This window comes from Achromobacter sp. Bel (assembly GCF_012928505.1).
Taxonomy (GTDB): Bacteria; Pseudomonadota; Gammaproteobacteria; order Burkholderiales; family Burkholderiaceae_B; genus Achromobacter.
On record NZ_JABBJN010000020.1, the window covers coordinates 73,500 to 91,568 of the forward strand.

Consider the following 18,069-nt stretch of genomic DNA (forward strand, 5'->3'; position numbering starts at 1 on the left):
GGGGCCACAGCAAGCCGAATCGGGGAATTCCCTAAAGCCGCATGAATAAAGACTTAGCGGCCGATAGGAGGCGAAATCAACCGCAATATTCCGTCAGGCGGGCGTACCTTTGCAGCAGCGCCCAGTGGCGCCGAAAGTGCAAGAAACTAGCCGGCTTAATCATATATCCTATATCATCAGACACGCGCTTTTCCATAAAAACCCAGGAGACAGAAGCATGTTCGAGGAAGTGGATTTCGCCGGAAAACGGGTCCTGATCACCGCCGGCGCGGATGGTCTGGGCCTGGAGATGGCCAAGGTGTTCCACCACGCCGGCGCCACGGTGTTCGTGTGTGACGTGAATGAAGCGCGCCTGGCCGCGCTGCCCGCCGAATTGCCTGGCGTGCATACCGCCGTGGCAGACGTGTCGGACGAGGACAGCGTGGGCGCGCTCTTCAAGGCGGTCAAGCAAAAGCTGGGCGGGCTGGACATCCTGATCAACAACGCCGGTGTGGCCGGACCGACGGGTTATGTCGAAACTCTGTCCAAGGCAGACTGGGACCGCACGCTGGCCGTGAATATCACCGGCCAGTTCCTGTGCGCGCGGCAGGCCATCGGCCTGTTGAAAGCGTCCAAGGCGGGCGTGATGATCAATCTGTCTTCCGCGGCCGGTCACCTGGGCTTTGCCGGGCGGTCGGTGTATTCCGCCTCCAAGTGGGCGGTGATCGGATTCACGAAGTCGCTGGCGATCGAACTGGGGCCGCATGGCATCCGGGTCAACGCCATCCTGCCCGGCGCCGTCGAAGGCCCGCGCATCCGCGCCGTCATCGCGGCCAAGGCCGACACGCTTGGCCGCCCGGTGGACGAGATCGCGGCGCAGTACGAAAACCAGGCCGTGCTGGGCCGCATGGTCACGGCGCGCGATATCGCGAACATGGTGCTGTTCAACGCTAGCGAAGCCGCCCGCAGCGTCACGGGGCAGGCCATCGTGGTGGACGGCTTTACGCAGAAGCTCTACTGATGGGCGCCGGCCGCGAGGCGCGTTGCGCCGCCATCATCGGAACGGGGCTCATCGGCCAGGGGTGGGCCATTGTGTTCGCGCGCAAGGGCTGGGCCGTGCGCCTGTACGACGTCAATGCGGCCATGCTGGCCGAGGCTCGCTCGCTGATCCTGCGGCAGTTGCGCGAACTGGAAACCCAGGGCCTGTTGACGGGCGCCGATGCCATCATCGAACGCGTGCATGTGGCCGCCAGCCTGGCCGATGCGGTCAAGGGCGCCTGCTACATCCAGGAGAACTCCCCGGAAAAGGTCGAGATCAAGCGCGCGCTGTTCTCGGAACTGGACGCGGCGGCCGAACCCGATGCCGTCATCGGCAGCTCGACCTCCAGCATCCCCGCCAGCCAGTTCACCGAGCATCTTGCCGGGCGCCACCGCTGCCTGGTCGCGCACCCGGTCAACCCGCCTTATCTCATTCCCGTCGTGGAGTTATGCCCTGCGCCGTGGACCAGCCCGCAGGCGCTGGACGCCGCAACCGCCGCCATGACGGCGATCGGCCAGAAGCCGGTGCTTGTCCGCCGCGAAATCGAAGGCTTCATCCTGAACCGTCTGCAGGGCGCGTTGCTGCACGAAGCCTTCCGACTGGCCAAGGAGGGCATCGCCAGCGCCGAAGACATCGACGTGACCGTGAAGGACGGCCTGGGGTTGCGCTGGTCGTTCATGGGGCCGTTCGAAACGATCGACCTGAATGCGCCCGGCGGCATCGCCGACTACTGCGCGCGCTACGGCGGCCTGTACCAGTCCATCGGCGCCGATCAGGGCGAATGCGTGGCCTGGGACGGGGCGCTGGTGGAGGCGCTGGAACACGAACGCCGCAGCCTGCTACCGCAGGAAGACCTTGCCAAGCGCCGCTTCTGGCGCGATGAAAAACTGATGCGCCTGATGCGCCACAAACAAGAGAACGGAGACAACCATGGCTAAGCCCAAACAGAAAGTCGTCATTACCTGCGCCGTGACGGGCGCCATCCACACGCCCAGTATGTCGCCGCACCTGCCGGTCACCGCCGACGAGATCGCGGAAGCCGCGATTGGCGCCGCCAAGGCGGGCGCGGCGGTGTTGCACCTGCACGCGCGCGATCCGCAGACCGGCAAGCCGTCGCAAGACCCGGCGCTGTTCAAGCCATTCCTGGAACGGATCAAGAACGAGACCGACGCCATCATCAATATCACCACCGGCGGCAGTCCGCACATGACGGTGGAAGAGCGCATGCGCCCCGCCACGACCTTCCAGCCCGAACTGGCCTCGCTGAACATGGGGTCGATGAACTTCGGCCTGTTCCCGATGCTGGACCGCTTTCAGGACTTCAAGCATGACTGGGAAAGGGAACACCTGGAGAACAGCCGCTCGCTGATCTTTCGCAATACCTATCAGGACATCGAATCCATCCTGACGCTGGGCAACGCCAACGGCACGCGCTTCGAATTCGAGTGCTACGACATCAGCCACCTGTACAACCTGGCGCACTTCGTAGACCGCGGCCTGGTGAAGTCGCCCCCGTTCATCCAGTCGGTATTCGGCATCCTGGGCGGCATCGGTCCGCATCCGGAAGATCTGATGCACATGAAGCGCACCGCCGACCGGCTGTTCGGCAATGACTACGAATGGTCGATCCTGGGCGCGGGCCGCAACCAGATGCCGCTGGCCACCATCGGCGCGGCGATGGGGTCGAACGTGCGCGTGGGGCTGGAGGATTCGCTGTGGATCGGACCGGGCCAGTTGGCGGAATCGAATCGCGTCCAGGTCGAGCGCATCCGTTCCATCCTGGAAGCGCTGAACCTGGAAGTGGCGACGCCGGATGAAGCGCGGGCCAAACTCGGCCTGAAGGGCCGGGACAACGTGAAGTTCTGATCAGGGGCGGCGGGCCGGCGCGGCTGCGCCGGCCATGTTCAAGCGTGGCGGCGCAGCGCGCCGGCAAGCGTGGCGACGTCCAGGGGGCGATCGAAATTGGCGGCGTGGCGGGCCTTCAAGGTCAATTCCGCGGCCAGCGTCAGGTCCGCGTCGCTGGGGGTGTCGGCGGCGCCCAGCTCGCGCAGGGTCGCGGGCAGGCCTACCTGCGCATACCACTGGGTCAGGTCTGCCAGCATGCCATCGTTGCGCTGTTCCAGGTCCAGTTGCACCAGCAAGCCGACCGCGACCTGCAATCCGTGCAGCGCGGTCGCCACGCCGCCGATCTTGGGCAGTCCGCGTGTCAGCGCGTGGGCGATCGACAGGCCGCCGCTTTCAAAACCGAGACCGCTCATGAGGATCATCGCTTCCACCACGCGTTCGAACGCCGGCGTGGGTTGGCCCGTGCCGGCTGCCGCCAAGGCTTCCACGCCATCGGCCAGCAACGTGCGCAGGCAGCCGTCGGCGATCAACTGTGCGGTCAGCAGCGGAGCGCCGTCGTACATGTTCTTGCCGCCGTTGCGTTGGCATTGCTCGGCCTCGAACTTCTTGGAGATCGCGTCGCCCAGGCCGGCGCGGAAGAAGTGCGCCGGCGCCGTCGCGATGATGGCGGTGTCCACCAGCACGACCGTGGGGTTGAACAGCATGTGCTCGACGGCCAGGAGGTTGTGATGGTCGTCGTAGAGCACATAGTTCTTGCTGGTGGGCGCATCGTTGGACGCCACCGTGGGCACGGTGACCAGATGGCAGTGGGCCGACTTCGCCACCGCCTTGCCCGCATCCAGCGATTTGCCGCCACCCACCGCGATCACCAAATCGATGCCGGCCTGCGACGCCTGCGCGCGAAGCTGAGCGATGACCTCGGGCGTCAGGTCGCCGTCGACGATCAGCGGAGCCACCTCGACGCCGTGTTCTGCGCACAAGGTTTCGATTCTGGGTCCCAGCACGCCTTGGACGTAGCGGTCGATGACCAGGGCGGCGCGGCGCCCGAACAAGGCGGCGTACTGGCCCAAGGCGTCGAGCGCGCCCGCTCCCTGTATATACCGGCTGGGGGCGCCAAAAATCTTCAGCATGAAGTCTTCCTATTTGCGTGGCACGGGGGGGCGGTAGTCGAGCTCTTTTTCGCGTTCTACCAACCAGTCGATCATGATCTTGCCGCCCCAGACCAGATCGGCCTGGATGGCGCTGCGCGCGGCTTCGGAGTCGCGCGCTTCCAGCGCTTCCAGCACGGCTTCGTGGCGGTGCTCGTTTTCGGAATAGTCCAGCCCGGCCGTCTTGATGTGGAACACCTTCAGGATGGGGCCCGTGATGACCCAGAACGATTCCACCGTGCTGCGCAGGATGGGCTTGTTGCTGGCTTCCAGGATGGCGAAGTGGAATTTGCGGTTCAGGTAGCTGGCGCGCTTGGGGTCCGTGGCCGTGCAGGAAATGAAATCCCGCTGCAGGGCGATCAGATTGTCCAGCTGCTTGCGCGTGATGTTCTGCGCGGCCTCGGCCGCGCCCATGCCTTCCAGGTGGAAGCGGATTTGCTGGATCTCGCGCAGTTTCTCCGAATTCACGTAGGGCACATAGACCGCCGTGGCAGCCTGCATTTCCAGGCCCTGTTCGCTGATCAGCCGGAAGATGGCCTCGCGTACGGGCGTGATGGACACGCCCATCTCTTGGGCCAGTTCGCCGATGATCAGGCGTTCGCCGGGTTCGTACTGCCCGTTGATCAGGGCATTGCGGATTTCGTTATAGACCCTGACGGAGAGGTTCTCTTTCTTTACCGGTTTGAGGCTGGGCATGACGTTTCGGGCGTGCTGTATTGAGGGAACGGGTGAATCCGGAATGAATTCTAGCCCGCCATAGCCAATTCAAGCTCAATGGGTATATTATATATCATATATCCTAACGAAGAAAGGACGCGCCATGCGCCACCACCAGGAGGCCCCCACCGAGGGGGAAGTCCGGATGCTGCGGGAAAAGGCCCGCCATATCCGGCTGGAGACAATCAGACTCATTGAAATCGCGAAGGTCGGGCACTACAGCTCGGTCTTCTCGTGCGCGGAAATATTCGCGTCGCTGTACTACGACGTGATGCGGCTGCGTCCGGGCGAGCCGCATTGGCCCGACCGCGACCGGTTCCTGATGGGCAAAGGCCATGCCGCTGTCGGCCTGTTTCCAGTGCTGGCCGACCACGGCTTTATCGACCGTGAATTGCTGGACGGCTACACCCGGCTGGGCAGCCCCCTGGGCGACCACCCCGATATGAGCAAGGTGCCGGGCGTGGATTTCAGCTCGGGGTCGATCGGGCATGCGCTGTCCAACGGCGTGGGCATGGCGGTAGGCGGTCGCATGAGCCAGCGCGATTTCAATGTCTTCGTGATGCTGGGCGACGGCGAGATGCAGGAAGGGCAGGTCTGGGAAGCAGCGTTGTTCGCCGCGCATAACCGCTTGTCGCGCCTGATCGCCATCGTCGACCGCAACGGCTACCAGCTGGACGGCAAGGTAGACGACGTGATGGGCGTGGAATCGTTGAAAGAAAAGTGGCAGGCGTTCGGTTGGGAGGTCCATGAAGTCGACGGGCACGACCTGCATGAATTGACGGCGCTGCTGCGGCGCCTGCGCGCGGACGACGCGCGCGCCAAGCCGGCTTGCGTGATCGCGAAGACGATCAAGGGCAAAGGCGTCTCCTATATGGAAACCGAGCCTGGCTGGCACTTGGGTTATCTGGCGCCGCAAGACGCGCAAAGCGCCATCGACGAAATCCTCTCCCGCGAGATCTGAATGGCACAGGCACAAGTCCTCTCCCCCGACTCCTGGCAGTACCGCGCCCTGAACGCGGTGAACCCCGGGCTGTCCTATCTTTCCGACGCGCTGATCGAGTTGGCGCAGGCCGGCCACCCCGTCGTGGCCGGGTCGGCCGACCTGCAATATTCCAACGGCCTGAACCGCTTTGCCGCGGCCTATCCGGACCGCTATATCCAGTTCGGCATTTCCGAGCAGAACATGGTGTCGGCCGCGGCGGGCTTGGCCACGACTGGCATGATGCCGTTCGTGGCCACGTTCGCGTCGTTCCTGGGGCTGTTGTGCTGCGAGCAGATCCGCATGGACGTGGCCTACACCAAGCTGCCAGTCCGGCTGATCGGCCACCACACCGGCATCAGCCTGGGCTTCTACGGCACCTCGCATCACGCCACCGAAGACATCTCGACGATGCGCGCGCTGGCGGGCCTGACGGTAGTTTCGCCCGCGGACGGTCCGCAACTGGCCGCCGCCATCAAGGCCTCGGTCGACTGGCCCGAACCGATCTACTTCCGTATCGGGCGCGGCCGGGATCCGCAGGTCTATGAGGACGGCGCGCCGTTCGAATTCGGCCGCGCCATCGTGCATTCCTCGGGCAGTGACCTGAACATCATCGCTTGCGGCATCACGCTGCACGCCGCGCTGGCTGCGGCGGAGCAATTGCGCCAGGACGGCCTGTCGGTGGGCGTGATCGATATGCCGACCATCAAGCCGCTGGACCGCGACGCCGTGCTGGCGGCGGCGGGGCAGGCGCGCCTGATGATGACGGTGGAGGAACACAATGTGCTGGGCGGGCTGGGTTCGGCCGTGGCCGAAGTGCTGGCGGATGCCGGCACGGGCACCCGGCTGCGCCGTCACGGCATCTATGATGAATACAGCCTGATCGCGCCGCCCACCACGCTGTACGCCCACTACAAGCTGGACGCCGCCGGCATCGGCGAAGTGGCCCGCGAAGTGATCAAGACCTCAGATAAAGCCTGACCCCGGAGAACACGATGAAGGAAATCAGCGGAAACACGCGCCTGTTCGGCATCCTGGCCGACCCGATCCATCATGTGAAGACGCCGCAGCGCATGAACGAGCTGTTCGCCAAGATCGGCTTCGACGGCGTGTGCGTGCCCTTCCATGCGCGGCCCGACAACCTGGCTGCCGTGGTCGACGGCCTGCGCCGCCTGGAGAACCTGGGCGGCGTCATCATCACGATGCCGCACAAGACCGCCATCCTGGACCTGGTGGACGAGGTCACGCCGGTCGCCCGCAAGATTGGCGCGGCCAACGTGGTGCGCCGCGACGCCGATGGCCGGCTGGTGGCGCACATGCTGGATGGCGAAGGTTTCGTGCGGGGCCTGCTGACCGCGGGTGTGCCGGTGCAGGGGAAAAGCGCCTATCTGGCAGGCGCCGGCGGCGCCGCCAACGCCATCGGCTTTGCGCTGGTCCAGGCGGGCGTGTCCCGGCTGACCATCGCCAACCGCACGCCAGCCAAGGCCGAAGACCTGAAGGCCCGCATTCTGTCGCTGCATCCGGACGCCAAGATCACGGTTGGCACGCCGGACCCTGCCGGCCATGACCTGGTGGTGAACGGCACGTCGCTGGGCATGAAGGAAGGCGACGCGTTGCCGCTCGATACCAGCCGCCTGACGCCGGACCAACTGGTGTGCGAAGTCATCATGCAGCCCAAGGACACGGCGCTACTGCTGGCAGCGCAGGCCAAGGGCTGCAAGGTGCATTACGGCGCGCCGATGCTGGCCTGCCAAATCGAGCTGATGGCCGAGATGCTGGGCGTGGTTCCGACGAAGTAGGGCCATGCAGCCAATATCAGGATGGGGTAGGTAAAAAGATGGGCGACTACGATTTCATTATTGCGGGCGGAGGCACGGCGGGTTGCATCCTGGCCAACCGGCTTACCGCCGACGGCAAGCATCGCGTCCTGATGCTGGAAGCCGGGTTCGAGGCCCGCAGCATGTGGATCTCGATCCCGGCGGGCTTTTCCAAGCTGCTGGTGAACCCGGACTACAACTGGCGCTTTGCGACCGAACCCGAAGACAACGTCCACGGCCGCACAATCGCCGTGCCGCGCGGCAAGGGCGTGGGCGGATCCACGTTGATCAACGGCATGATCTACGTGCGTGGCCAGCCGCAGGATTACGACGGTTGGGAAGCCGCGGGTGCGACGGGTTGGGGGCATGCGCAGGCCGAACGGCTGTTCCGCAAGATCGAGCATTACGAGCCGGGCGGCGAGGCGCGCGGCAAGAACGGCCCGATGCATCTGGAGGAAGTCGCCGAACGCTTTCCGGTGTCCGATGCCTTCCTGCGCGCCGCGCAAGAGGATGGCCAGCCGCTGAACGCCGACTACAACAGCGGCAACCAGGAAGGCGTGGGTTATTACCAGGTGCTGCAGCATCGGGGCCGGCGCTGGAGCGTGGTGGACGGGTACATGAAGCCGGCCGCCGGCCGCAAGAACCTCAAGGTGGAGTGTGGCGCACACGTCACGCGGCTGCTGTTCGAGGGCAAACGCTGCGTGGGCGTGGTGTATCGCCAGGACGGCCAGGAGCACACGGTGCGCGCGCGGCGCGAAACCGTTGTATGCCTGGGTGCAGTACAGTCGCCGCAATTGCTGGAACTGTCCGGCGTGGGCGATCCGGCACGACTGCAATCCTTCGGCGTCCCGCTGGTGCATGCGCAGCCGCAGGTCGGCGAAAACTACATCGACCACTACGCTACGCGCATGAATTGGCGCGTGAAGAACACGGTGACCTTGAACGAAATGTCGCGCGGATGGCGCCTGGCGCAACAGGTGGCGCGCTACTACACGCGCCACACGGGCATCCTGACGCTGGGGACGGGGCTCGTCCACGGCTTCGTCAAGAGCGCCCCTGACCTGCCGACGCCCGACGTGCAGTTCTTCTTCGTGCATGCCAGCTATGCCAACGCGGCCGAACGCATCCTGGACCGCCATCCGGGCATGACGATCGGCGTGGCCCAGCTGCGGCCGGAATCGGTGGGCAGCATCCACATCAAATCCGCCGATCCCTTGGCAGGGCCGTCGATCCGCCCCAACTTCCTGTCGGCGCAGATCGACCGCGATAGTCTCATCGGTGGCATGAAGGCGGCACGGCGCATCGTCGGGCAACCGGCCATGCAACGGTTCATCCAGGCTGAAGTCAGCCCTGGCGCCGGCGTGCAAACCGACGAGCAATGGCTAGACTTCGCGCGGCGCAACGGGCAGACAATCTATCACCCGATAGGCACCTGCCGCATGGGTTCGGACCCGATGGCCGTGACGGATGTGCGCTTGCGCGTGAATGGCGTGACGGGCCTGCGCGTGGTGGACGCCTCGGTGATGCCGAAAATGGTCTCCGGCAACACGCAGGCCGCCGTCATGATGGTGGCTGAGCGCGGCGCCGAGATGATCCTGGAGGATGCGGCGCAAGCCTGATTCCTCCATTGAAAAAGGCGCGCACGGCCTTGAGGCCGCGCGCGCTTTTTTCTGGAACGGATCAGCGGATCAGGAAGCCCGCGCCGACCGGGTCGTTGCGATCGATCACCCAGCGCGCGGTGCCCAGGATGCTGGCGGTGCCCTTGACGGTGGGGCGCACGGCACGTGTGCCGTTCAGGTCCACTTCGCCCAGCAGGCAGCCTTCGAAGGTGCCGCTGCCCAGCAAACCTTCCGACTTGATCGGCTGGTTCATGCCCATCTTGCCGCGTGCCTCGAACATGGCCATCATCGCGCTGGTGCCGGTGCCCCCGGGCGAACGGTCCAACTGGCCCGCGCTGAACACGTGCACATTCTTGTAGAACGCGCCTTCGATCGTCGGCTGATGCCAGAACGTAATGAAGTTCAGGTTGTTGATGTGCGCTTCGGTTGGGTGCTGGATACGGTGGCGCGCGTTCAGCTGGTCGCGCACGATCAGGCCCATGCGCGACAGTTCGGTGCCATTGTCCGGCGAAATCCGCAGGTCACAACCCGACAGGTCCACGATGCCGAAGTAGTTGCCGCCCCAGACGATGTCGGCCGACAGCTTGCCGTAGCCCGGCAATTCCACCGGGATGTCCTGCGCGGCCACATAGGCCGGCACGTTCTCGAAGCGCGTCCACAGCACGTTGTCGCCTTCGGATGCCACTTCCGACACGACCAGGCCGGCCGTGGTCTCGAAGCGGATTTTGGTGATGCCGTCTTTGCCGCGCGGCACCAGGCCATTGGCTACCATCGCCATGCTGACCGCGATCGTTCCGTGGCCGCACATGTGGGAATACTCGGTGCCATCGATGTAGATCAGGCCGGCGTCGAATTCGGGGCTGGAAGGCGGCGTGAGAAACACGCCGAACATGTCCTTGTGGCCGCGCGGCTCGCGCATCAGCGCCTGGCGCAGCCAGTCATAGTTCTGTTCAAGCAAGGCCCGCTTTTCCAGGATGCTGGATCCGGCGGGGTAGGGGATGCCGCTATGCACGATGCACAGGGGCTCGCCTTCGGTATGGGTATAGATGACATCGAACGCGTCTTGCTTGCGCATGACTGTGGCTCCAGACAAAAGTAGGATGAGGGGAAAACCAGGAGTGGAGAAACTATTTGCCGCGTTCGGACAGCATGTCCAGCCCGACGGTCAAATCAAGGATGACGATGGCGATCACCGCAACCACGATCGTGGCGCCCGATACGGCTGCGATGGTCGGATCGATCGTGTACTGCACGTAGTTGAAAAGCTTCACGGGAATGGTGTTCAGGTCCGCCGTGGTGTTGAAGATGGAAAGCTCCACGTTGATCCAGGACGAGATGAACGCGAAGATGGAACCGGTCACGATGCCCGGCCGAATCTGCGGCAGCACGACCAGGAAGAACGTGGTCCAGGGGTTGGCGCCCAGGTCCGCGGAGGCTTCTTCCAGCGCGCGCTGCTCCGGCGTCAGCAATGTCAACGTCGATCGCAGCACGAACGGGGCGATGATGACGATGTGCCCGATCAACAGCGACAGAAAGCTGCGCGTCAGGCCGAAGTACGCGCCGTACTGCAGCAACGCCGCGCCCAGAACGATGTGCGGCAGCACCAGCGGCGACATCAGCACCGAGGTCAGTGCGGCCTTGCCGGGGAACTCATAGCGCGCGATCGCCAGCGCGGCCGGTACGGTCAGCACCACGGCGGCAACGGTCGCCGCCAGCGCCAGCACCGTGCTGGTCGTGAACGCCGCGACATAACCGGCTTCGACCAGCAGCGTGCGGTACCACTCCAGTGTCCAGCCTTGCGGCGGGAACGCCAGGTAGGGCGTGGCGGTGAACGAGGACCCCAGGATTACCACCAGAGGCAGGGCCAGGTACGCCAGCACGGCCAGCGCGATCAGGCGGATCAGGTTGCGGGCGATCATCGGGCGGCTCCGGGCAAGACGGCGGCGCGGTTCGCCAGCGCAACCAGGATCAGGGTGAAGACCAGCAGCACCATGCTCAGCGCACCACCGTAATGGAAGTCGAACACCGAACTGTATTGCTGGAAAATCAGCATGGACAGCACCGAGATCCGTCCGCCGGACAGCAAGGCGGGCGTCACATAGGCGCTGACGGCCAGCGTGAAGACGATGATGGCGCCGGACACCACGCCGGGCAGCGTCAGCGGCCAGGTAATGTGGAAGAACGTCGCGGCGGGGCTTGCGCCCAGGTCCGCGGAGGCCTGCTCGCAGGCCGGGTCCACCCGGGCCAGCGCGTTGCCCACCGCCAGCACCACGAAGGGCAGCAGCACATAGACCATGCCGATCAGGATGCCCAGCTCGGTGCCGATGAATCGCACCGGACGGTCGGCGGCTCCGGCGCCGACCAGCGCCTGGTTGACCAGGCCGTTGCGGCCCAGCAGCACCATCCAGCCGAAAGCGCGCACGATGTTGCTGGTGAACAGCGGCACCACCAGCAGGATCACGCAAAAGCGCCGCCAGGCCCGCCAGCGCACCACGCGCACCAGATACCAGGCCAGCGGGTAGCCCAGGATCACGCAGACGACCGTGGTGAAAAAGGCCAGCCGGAAGGTCACGAGGATCACGTCCCAGTGGTACTGGTCGGCCAGCACGCGCAGATACTGCTGCAAGGTCAGCGTCATGCCGTCAGGCCCGCCCGTGATGCTGGCCAAGGCCACCACTGCGAGCGGCGCCAGGAAAAAGGCCGAGAAAAAGAGCACGGGGGCCGCCAGCAGCAGGCCGGGCGAGAGCCAGGCGCGCCTGTTCATGGTTGCTCACCGATCAGGTGCAGGTGTTCCGGTGCGAAGGCCAGGTGGACCGTCGCGCCGGGCCGCAGTCCGGCGGGCGCGATGCCGCCGTGGCGCGCCACGATCGTCTGGCCGCCGACGTCCACGTGGATCATGCTGTGGCTGCCCACGTTGATGATGTCGGTGACCGCGCCGGTCAGCGTTGCGGCCGACGCGGCATCATGAATCCGCAGGTCTTCAGGGCGCAGTACCGCCACGCCGCGCGCGGGCGCCGGCCGGCCGAACGGCACGCGCAGGCCCTGCGCGTCCAACTGCAGCATGCCGCCGTCCGAGGCCGTGAACGCCATGAAGTTGGCGTCGCCAATGAACTCCGCCACGAAGCGCGTGGCCGGTTGCCGGTAGATGTCCGTGCCGGCGCCCACCTGTTCGATGCGCCCCGCATGCATGACGACCACCCGGTCGGCCATGGTCATCGCTTCTTCCTGATCGTGGGTGACGAAGATGAAGGCGATCCCCAGCTTGGCTTGCAGGTGCTTGAGCTCCAGCTGCATGCGCTTGCGCAGCTTCAGGTCCAGCGCGGACAGCGGCTCGTCCAGCAGCAGCAGCTTGGGCTGGTTGACGATGGCGCGCGCCAGCGCCACGCGCTGCTGCTGGCCGCCCGACATTTCGCGGGGGTAGCGCGGCCCGAAGTCCGCCAGCCCCACCATGTCCAGCGCCGCGTGGGCGCGCTCCGCGGCTTCGGCCTTCGACGCGCCCTGGCGGCGTGGGCCGTAGGCCACGTTCTCCGATACCGTCATATGCGGAAACAGCGCATAGTTCTGGAACACCGTGTTCAGCGGGCGATGGTGCGCGGCCAGGCGGCTGATGTCCTGGCCCTCAATCAGGATGCGCCCCGATTCTGGCCTCAGGAAGCCGGCGATGGCGCGTAGCAAGGTGGTCTTGCCGCAGCCGCTGGGGCCCAGCAGGGCAACGAACTCCCCTTGCTGGATATCCAGGTCGATCTGGTCCAGCGCCTGGTAGGCGCCAAACCGCATCGATACGCCTTCGATGGTGAGCAAAGCGGACATGTTCGACCCCGGCCTAGCGCTTGCGGACGACCTGGCGGTTCCAGGCGTCCGTCACTTCGGCGCGGCGGCTGTTGATGAGGTTCCAGTCGAACAGGCTCAGGTTCTTCACCGAGCCTTCGGCGCCCCACGGCAGCTTGCGGGCCACGTCCTTGGACACCTGCACGTCCTTGACGGCCGGCCCCAGGTACAGGCGCGTGGCCAGGCAAGCGGCGGCGTCGGGCGTCAGCGCGGTGTCGATGAATTTCCGGGCCGCAGCCGCATTGGGCGCCCCCTTGACCAGGTGCAGGCGGGCGTCCGTGGCCCACGCGCCTTCCTTGGGTACCGCGAAGCCGATGGGCAGGCCCTTGTCGATCAGGTCCCACGCGCCCACGTTGAAGTGCGCGCCGATGATGGCCTCGCCGCTTTGGTAGGCGTTGCTGGCGGCGCCCGAACTGTCGAAGAACAGGGCGGTGTCCAGCGTGGCCAGCTTCGCGTACAGCGGGGCCAGATTAGACGGGTCGATCGCCCAGACGCGCGCCAGGAAGAAAACGAACGGCACGCCGGAGGAATTGGCGGGCGACGGCACAGCGACCGCGCCGGCGTATTCGGGTTTCCACAAGTCCTTCCAACTGGTCGGCGCCTGCGGCACTTCCTTGGTGTTGTAGGTGATGCCCAGCGAGTAGTAGCCGGTGCTGACGGCGTACGCCGCGTCGCCGTTGCGGTACACGCCCTGGTCGATGACGTTTTTCAGGTTGGGGATGGCGGCGGGATCCAGCGTGTCCAGCACGCCGGCCTGCGCGGCCAGTTCGCTGATGCCGCCGTCCATCCAGGCGACGTCGATGGTGGGCGCGTTCTTTTGCTGCTGCAGCTTGGCCAGGGTGGTGGTCGACGTGCCGACTTCCGGCACGACCGTCACCCCCGTCGCTTTGGTGTAGGGGTCGGCGACGCAGGCGCGGAACGCGTCGCCCCAATTGCCGCCATACCAGGCGACGGTGATTTTCTGCTGCTGCGCCATCGCCTGCGTGGCCAGCATCAGGCCGGCGCCCAGCAGGGCGGCGCGCAGGGCGCTGCGGGTAGGTGTTGCCATGTCGGATTCCCCTTGTCGATTTATCGGCTTGTCGCGGTTGTCGCTGGAGCAGGGTGCTCCGGGACGGAGCCGTGACGTTGCCATACCTGCATCTTGGGCGATCCCCGGGAAAACGAGCTTGAAGGCGCGGGACAAAAACTTGAATAATTGCGTCATGACTGACGTCGGAACCACCGCCTCCGCCGCTTCCTCCTATGAGGACGCCGCGCAAGGCCTGCCCCCGGGGAAACCCGCGCTGACCATCGGTATCGTGCTGATGGACCAGTTCACGCTGGCCGCCTTCGCCGGGTTGGTGGACGTGCTACGCCTGGCCGGCGACCATGGCGGACGCAGCCGGCAGATCCATACGGCATGGCGCGTGATGAGTTGGGACGGCAAGCCGCGCTGCTCCAGCGCAGGCTTGACCATCGATGTGGCGGACAGCCTGCCCGACGATCCCGCCCAATTCGACTACGTGGCCGTGTGCGGGGGCAACGACTACATCAACGGCCGCATGCCGGAGCCGCTGCGCGACTGGTTGCGGTTGGCGGCGGCGCTGCGGGTGAGGCTGCTGGGCATCTGCACGGGCACGTTCGCCTTGGCGCAGGCCGACGTGATCGGGCCGCGCACGGTATGCGTGCATTGGAACGTGCTGGATGCCTTCCGCGAGCGCTTTCCAGAGACTCGCGCGGTGGTGGACCGGCTGTTCGTGGATGAGGGCGACCTGATCTCGTGCGCCGGGTCGACCGCGGCGATCGACCTGGGCTTGTATCTGGTCGCGCGGCATTGCGGGCGCGACAAGGCGCAGCAGGCGATGCGGCACATGATGCTGCAGGGCGTGCGGCCGGGCCGGGTGCCGCAGGCGCATTTCCGCACCGACCTGTCCGGCATCCAGGATCTGCGCGTGCGCCAGGCCGCGCACTTCATCGAGCAGCGCATCGACAACCCGCCACCGCTGGACGCCATCGCGCGCTACGTCGGCGTGGGCCGGCGGCAGTTGGAACGGGCGTTCCGCCTTGCAACGGGCATGTCGCCCATGGCGTTCCAGCGGCAATTGCGGCTGGAATACGGAAGCTGGTTGTTGCTGAATAATCCTTGCAGCATCACGCAGATTGCGTTGGACTGCGGTTTTGCGGACGGTGCGCACTTCTCGCGCGACTTCCGGGCGCACTTCGGATTATCCCCGCGCCAATATCAACAGGCCCGAGGCCGGCAGGCTATCGGGCAAGAGGGCGGTGTCAGCGTATTTCCTGCCTAGCCTTCGCTTACCCCAAGGAGACGGCATGACGTATGACCTCTGGTATTGGGACGGTATACCCGGGCGTGGCGAGTTCGTGCGCCTGGCGCTGGAAGCGGGGGGCATCCCCTACCGCGAACGGGCGCGCGAACCTGGTGCCTCGGAAAATGTACTGATCGAAGACATGCAGTCGCCGCGCAAGCATCCGCCTTTCGCGCCGCCTTATCTGGTGGCCGGCGGCATGACGCTGGGCCAAACCGCCAATATCCTGCTTTTCTTGGGGGAAAAGCACGGACTGGCGCCGGACTCGCTGGAAGGCCGGCTATGGGTCAACCAGCTGCAGCTGACTATCGCCGATATGGTGACCGAGGCGCATGATACGCATCACCCCATTTCCGCTAACGATTATTACGAAGACCAGAAAGAAGAGGCTGCGCGCCGGGCCCGTAGTTTCCGGGAAGAACGCATACCGAAATTCCTGGGGTATTTCGAACGTACGCTTGCGGGGCCGGCGGCCTGGCTGGCCGGCGGCAAACGCTGGACTTATGTCGACTTGTCGTTGTTCCATCTGGTCGACGGTCTACTCTACGCGTTTCCCAAACGCATGGGCACGGTAGCGTCGGATTATCCGAACGTGATGGCCCTGCACGCCCGCGTGGCGGCGCTGCCGGCGTTGCAGCCTTATTTCGACAGCGGCAGGCGGTTGCCTTTCGGCGAGTGCATCTTTCGCCAGTATCGCGAACTGGATGCCGCCTGATCCCGGCATAAAGGGATTAACCGCTTCGGTTCGATCCCGCGTCGCCGCTCCAAGAAGCCGCACGGTACTGTCCGAATTTTTATCCAGTGCATTAATAATGGGGCCAGTGACCGCATTGAGATGGGCGTGCGCGATAAGTCTATTTGCAAAACCGGTGGCGGAATTCGTATTAACCCTGAGTGCCGTGATAAATGCGGCTTGATGGCGCTGTTGAAAAATTGCTGAATGATTATTCAATACAACTTTTTTTTCACGGCGCTATCGGTAATGGGTTGAGAAGCGCTCATTTTTAGGATTAAATATTTTCGACTGGATACATTTTTGTGTGCTTATTTTTCTGTTCAGACCTGCCGTTACCGCTGTGGCGACGGACCTCCAGGTAGCAAGTGCATGCGGCGCGGCACGCATTGCCTGAGTTTGGGACGCGCCAAGCAGTTCTGATTCAGAGATTCCGCTTGTCGATCGTTTTCAGAAACTTCGTCCCATCCCTTGGCAGGAGACGCCATCATGCAATGGATTACTCTCAGCCGCCTGTTCCGCGCAGAACGCGGTATGCAAAAGGCGGACCTATACGGCCAGCTCTCAGCGATCCATAAAGCCCAGGCCGTCATCGAATTCGATTTGGAAGGCCACGTCCTGATGGCCAATCAGAATTTCCTGGATACGATGGGTTATTCCCTGGACGAGGTCCAGGGGCAGCACCACCGCATGTTCATCGACCCCGACGAACGCGAATCCGCCGAATATCTGGCTTTCTGGCAGAAGCTCGGCCAGGGCGCCTATGACGCGGGCCGTTATCGCCGCGTCCGCCGCGACGGCCGGGACGTCTGGCTTCAAGCTTCGTACAACCCCATTTTCGACAAGCGCGGCCGGCCGATGAAAGTGGTCAAGTACGCGACCGACATTACCGACCAGCAGCAACGCCAGGCGGACACCGAGGGCCAGTTGGCGGCCATTTCCAAAGTGCAGGCGATTATCGAGTTCGAACTGGACGGCACGATCATCCGCGCCAATGACCTGTTCCTGAATGCCGTGGGCTATCACGCGTCCGAAGTCGAAGGCCGTCACCACAGCATGTTCGTGCGGCCCGAAGAGGCCCGCACGGCGGCCTATCAGGAATTCTGGCGCAAGTTGCGCAGCGGCCAGCATGACACCGGCCAGTACCTGCGCATCGGCAAGGGCGGGCGCCAAGTCTGGATCGAAGCGAGCTACAACCCGATTTTCGATGCCGAAGGGCGGCCCTTCAAAGTCGTGAAGTACGCCACCGACATCACCAAGCGGTTTACGGCTGCGCAGACGTTGCGGGTGGCGGTGCAGGGGCTCACGGAAAACGCCGAGCGGGCAAGCCAGGCCAACGCTTTGGCGCTGGACGCCAGCAAGGTCGCAGAGCAGGGCGGCAAGACGGTGAAAGGCGTTGTGCAGACGATGGGCGCCATCACTGACAGCTCGCGGCGCATCTCCGAGATCATCGGCGTGATGGACGGCATCGCCTTCCAGACGAACATCCTGGCCTTGAATGCCGCCGTGGAAGCCGCCCGGGCAGGCGCGCACGGCAAGGGGTTCGCGGTGGTCGCGGCCGAGGTCCGCAGCCTGGCGCAAAATAGCGCTGCGGCCGCCAAAGAGATCAAGGGGTTGATCACGACGTCCGTCGAACAGATCGAAAATGGCGCTGGGCAGGTGCAGTCTGCCGGCGCCACGATGGAAGACATCGTGGCATCGTCGCGTCGCGTCACCGAAATCATGGCGGAAGTCGTGAACGTGTCGCTGGGGCAATCGGCCAAGCTGGCGGATGTCACAGAAGACATCACGCAGATGACCGCCGAGGCCGCCCAGACGCTGCGCGCCACGCAGGATGCGGCTGATGCGCAGGCCGCGCGCAAAGGCCGCCGGCAGGCCGAGGTGCTCAAGCCCGTGGCCGCCGAGATGCGTGCCCGGCAGGCGGCGAATACGCCGTTGCCGCCCAAACCGGTGCTGGAGTACGTGCGTTACTGACCGCCGCGCGGGCCGGCGCCCGCGCGAGTGCGCTATAAAGACGGTATTGTCTGAATCCTTGGCCTGGGCCGGATCGCTTCCGCCC

The 18,069-nt window shown here is 64.7% G+C and carries 17 protein-coding genes; 10 read left to right on the forward strand and 7 right to left on the reverse strand.

The genetic code is table 11. The features are described 5' to 3' along the window. Nucleotides 1-217: 217 nt before the first annotated feature. From HG262_RS14550 to HG262_RS14560, 3 genes are read left to right on the forward strand one after another with little or no spacing between them, the layout of a single operon-like run. Nucleotides 218-1,000 (forward strand): SDR family oxidoreductase, encoded by a 783-nt coding sequence (locus HG262_RS14550; RefSeq protein WP_169271691.1) that lies wholly within the window; start codon nucleotides 218-220, stop codon nucleotides 998-1,000. Continuing rightward, nucleotides 1,000-1,956 carry a 3-hydroxyacyl-CoA dehydrogenase gene (locus HG262_RS14555; RefSeq protein WP_169271692.1) on the forward strand — a complete coding sequence of 319 codons (957 nt, stop codon included), beginning with the start codon at nucleotides 1,000-1,002 and terminating at the stop codon, nucleotides 1,954-1,956. Before HG262_RS14550 ends, HG262_RS14555 begins: the two co-directional genes overlap by 1 nt. Further along, nucleotides 1,949-2,884: a 3-keto-5-aminohexanoate cleavage protein gene (locus HG262_RS14560; RefSeq protein ID WP_169271693.1), complete on the forward strand. Its 936-nt coding sequence runs from the start codon at nucleotides 1,949-1,951 to the stop codon at nucleotides 2,882-2,884. The genes HG262_RS14555 and HG262_RS14560 overlap by 8 nt, the downstream gene beginning before the upstream one ends. Nucleotides 2,885-2,922: 38 nt before the next feature. Here the strand turns inward: HG262_RS14560 and HG262_RS14565 are convergent, their stop codons facing one another. Both HG262_RS14565 and HG262_RS14570 read right to left on the reverse strand, forming a co-directional pair. Beyond that, complete coding sequence (locus tag HG262_RS14565; RefSeq protein ID WP_169271694.1) at nucleotides 2,923-3,993, reverse strand: glycerol dehydrogenase; 1,071 nt, start codon at nucleotides 3,991-3,993, stop codon at nucleotides 2,923-2,925. Nucleotides 3,994-4,002: 9 nt separating this feature from the next. Beyond that, on the reverse strand, nucleotides 4,003-4,707 hold the full coding sequence (locus HG262_RS14570; RefSeq protein WP_169271695.1) for a GntR family transcriptional regulator: 705 nt from the start codon (nucleotides 4,705-4,707) through the stop codon (nucleotides 4,003-4,005). 124 nt (nucleotides 4,708-4,831) lie between these two features. Between HG262_RS14570 and HG262_RS14575 the strand changes: the two genes are divergently transcribed. Genes HG262_RS14575 through HG262_RS14590 form a run of 4 tightly spaced genes read left to right on the forward strand, consistent with a single transcriptional unit; the run spans nucleotide 4,832 to nucleotide 9,143 of the window. After that, nucleotides 4,832-5,689, forward strand: a complete 858-nt coding sequence (locus HG262_RS14575; protein ID WP_169271696.1) for a transketolase — start codon at nucleotides 4,832-4,834, stop codon at nucleotides 5,687-5,689. Next, nucleotides 5,690-6,688, forward strand: coding sequence for a transketolase C-terminal domain-containing protein (locus HG262_RS14580; protein ID WP_169271697.1), 999 nt, complete (start codon nucleotides 5,690-5,692; stop codon nucleotides 6,686-6,688). Between the two features lie 14 nt (nucleotides 6,689-6,702). Further along, a complete protein-coding gene (locus tag HG262_RS14585) occupies nucleotides 6,703-7,506 on the forward strand; it encodes a shikimate dehydrogenase (protein WP_169271698.1) in 804 nt (267 codons plus the stop codon). A gap of 38 nt (nucleotides 7,507-7,544) precedes the next feature. Further along, entirely contained in the window at nucleotides 7,545-9,143 is a 1,599-nt protein-coding gene (locus HG262_RS14590; protein ID WP_169271699.1) for a GMC family oxidoreductase N-terminal domain-containing protein, read from the forward strand. A gap of 61 nt (nucleotides 9,144-9,204) precedes the next feature. Here HG262_RS14590 and HG262_RS14595 read toward each other — a convergent pair whose 3' ends face one another. The 5 genes from HG262_RS14595 to HG262_RS14615 are packed head-to-tail and all read right to left on the reverse strand — an operon-like array spanning nucleotide 9,205 to nucleotide 14,019. After that, entirely contained in the window at nucleotides 9,205-10,218 is a 1,014-nt protein-coding gene (locus HG262_RS14595; protein ID WP_169271700.1) for a proline racemase family protein, read from the reverse strand. Nucleotides 10,219-10,270: 52 nt separating this feature from the next. Continuing rightward, nucleotides 10,271-11,062: an ABC transporter permease gene (locus tag HG262_RS14600; protein ID WP_169271701.1), complete on the reverse strand. Its 792-nt coding sequence runs from the start codon at nucleotides 11,060-11,062 to the stop codon at nucleotides 10,271-10,273. Then, on the reverse strand, nucleotides 11,059-11,907 hold the full coding sequence (locus tag HG262_RS14605; RefSeq protein ID WP_169271702.1) for an ABC transporter permease: 849 nt from the start codon (nucleotides 11,905-11,907) through the stop codon (nucleotides 11,059-11,061). The genes HG262_RS14600 and HG262_RS14605 overlap by 4 nt, the downstream gene beginning before the upstream one ends. Continuing rightward, nucleotides 11,904-12,953 carry an ABC transporter ATP-binding protein gene (locus HG262_RS14610; RefSeq protein ID WP_169271703.1) on the reverse strand — a complete coding sequence of 350 codons (1,050 nt, stop codon included), beginning with the start codon at nucleotides 12,951-12,953 and terminating at the stop codon, nucleotides 11,904-11,906. The genes HG262_RS14605 and HG262_RS14610 overlap by 4 nt, the downstream gene beginning before the upstream one ends. Before the next feature lie 13 nt (nucleotides 12,954-12,966). After that, nucleotides 12,967-14,019, reverse strand: coding sequence for an ABC transporter substrate-binding protein (locus HG262_RS14615; protein ID WP_169271704.1), 1,053 nt, complete (start codon nucleotides 14,017-14,019; stop codon nucleotides 12,967-12,969). A gap of 154 nt (nucleotides 14,020-14,173) precedes the next feature. Here HG262_RS14615 and HG262_RS14620 point away from each other — a divergent pair, with 154 nt between their 5' ends. The 3 genes from HG262_RS14620 (at nucleotide 14,174) to HG262_RS14630 (ending at nucleotide 17,984) form a co-directional block, all read left to right on the forward strand. Beyond that, entirely contained in the window at nucleotides 14,174-15,256 is a 1,083-nt protein-coding gene (locus HG262_RS14620) for a GlxA family transcriptional regulator (RefSeq protein ID WP_169271705.1), read from the forward strand. A 25-nt stretch (nucleotides 15,257-15,281) separates the two neighbouring features. Further along, nucleotides 15,282-15,992, forward strand: a complete 711-nt coding sequence (locus HG262_RS14625) for a glutathione S-transferase (protein WP_169271706.1) — start codon at nucleotides 15,282-15,284, stop codon at nucleotides 15,990-15,992. A 507-nt stretch (nucleotides 15,993-16,499) separates the two neighbouring features. Continuing rightward, a complete protein-coding gene (locus HG262_RS14630; protein WP_169271707.1) occupies nucleotides 16,500-17,984 on the forward strand; it encodes a methyl-accepting chemotaxis protein in 1,485 nt (494 codons plus the stop codon). Nucleotides 17,985-18,069: the final 85 nt, after the last annotated feature.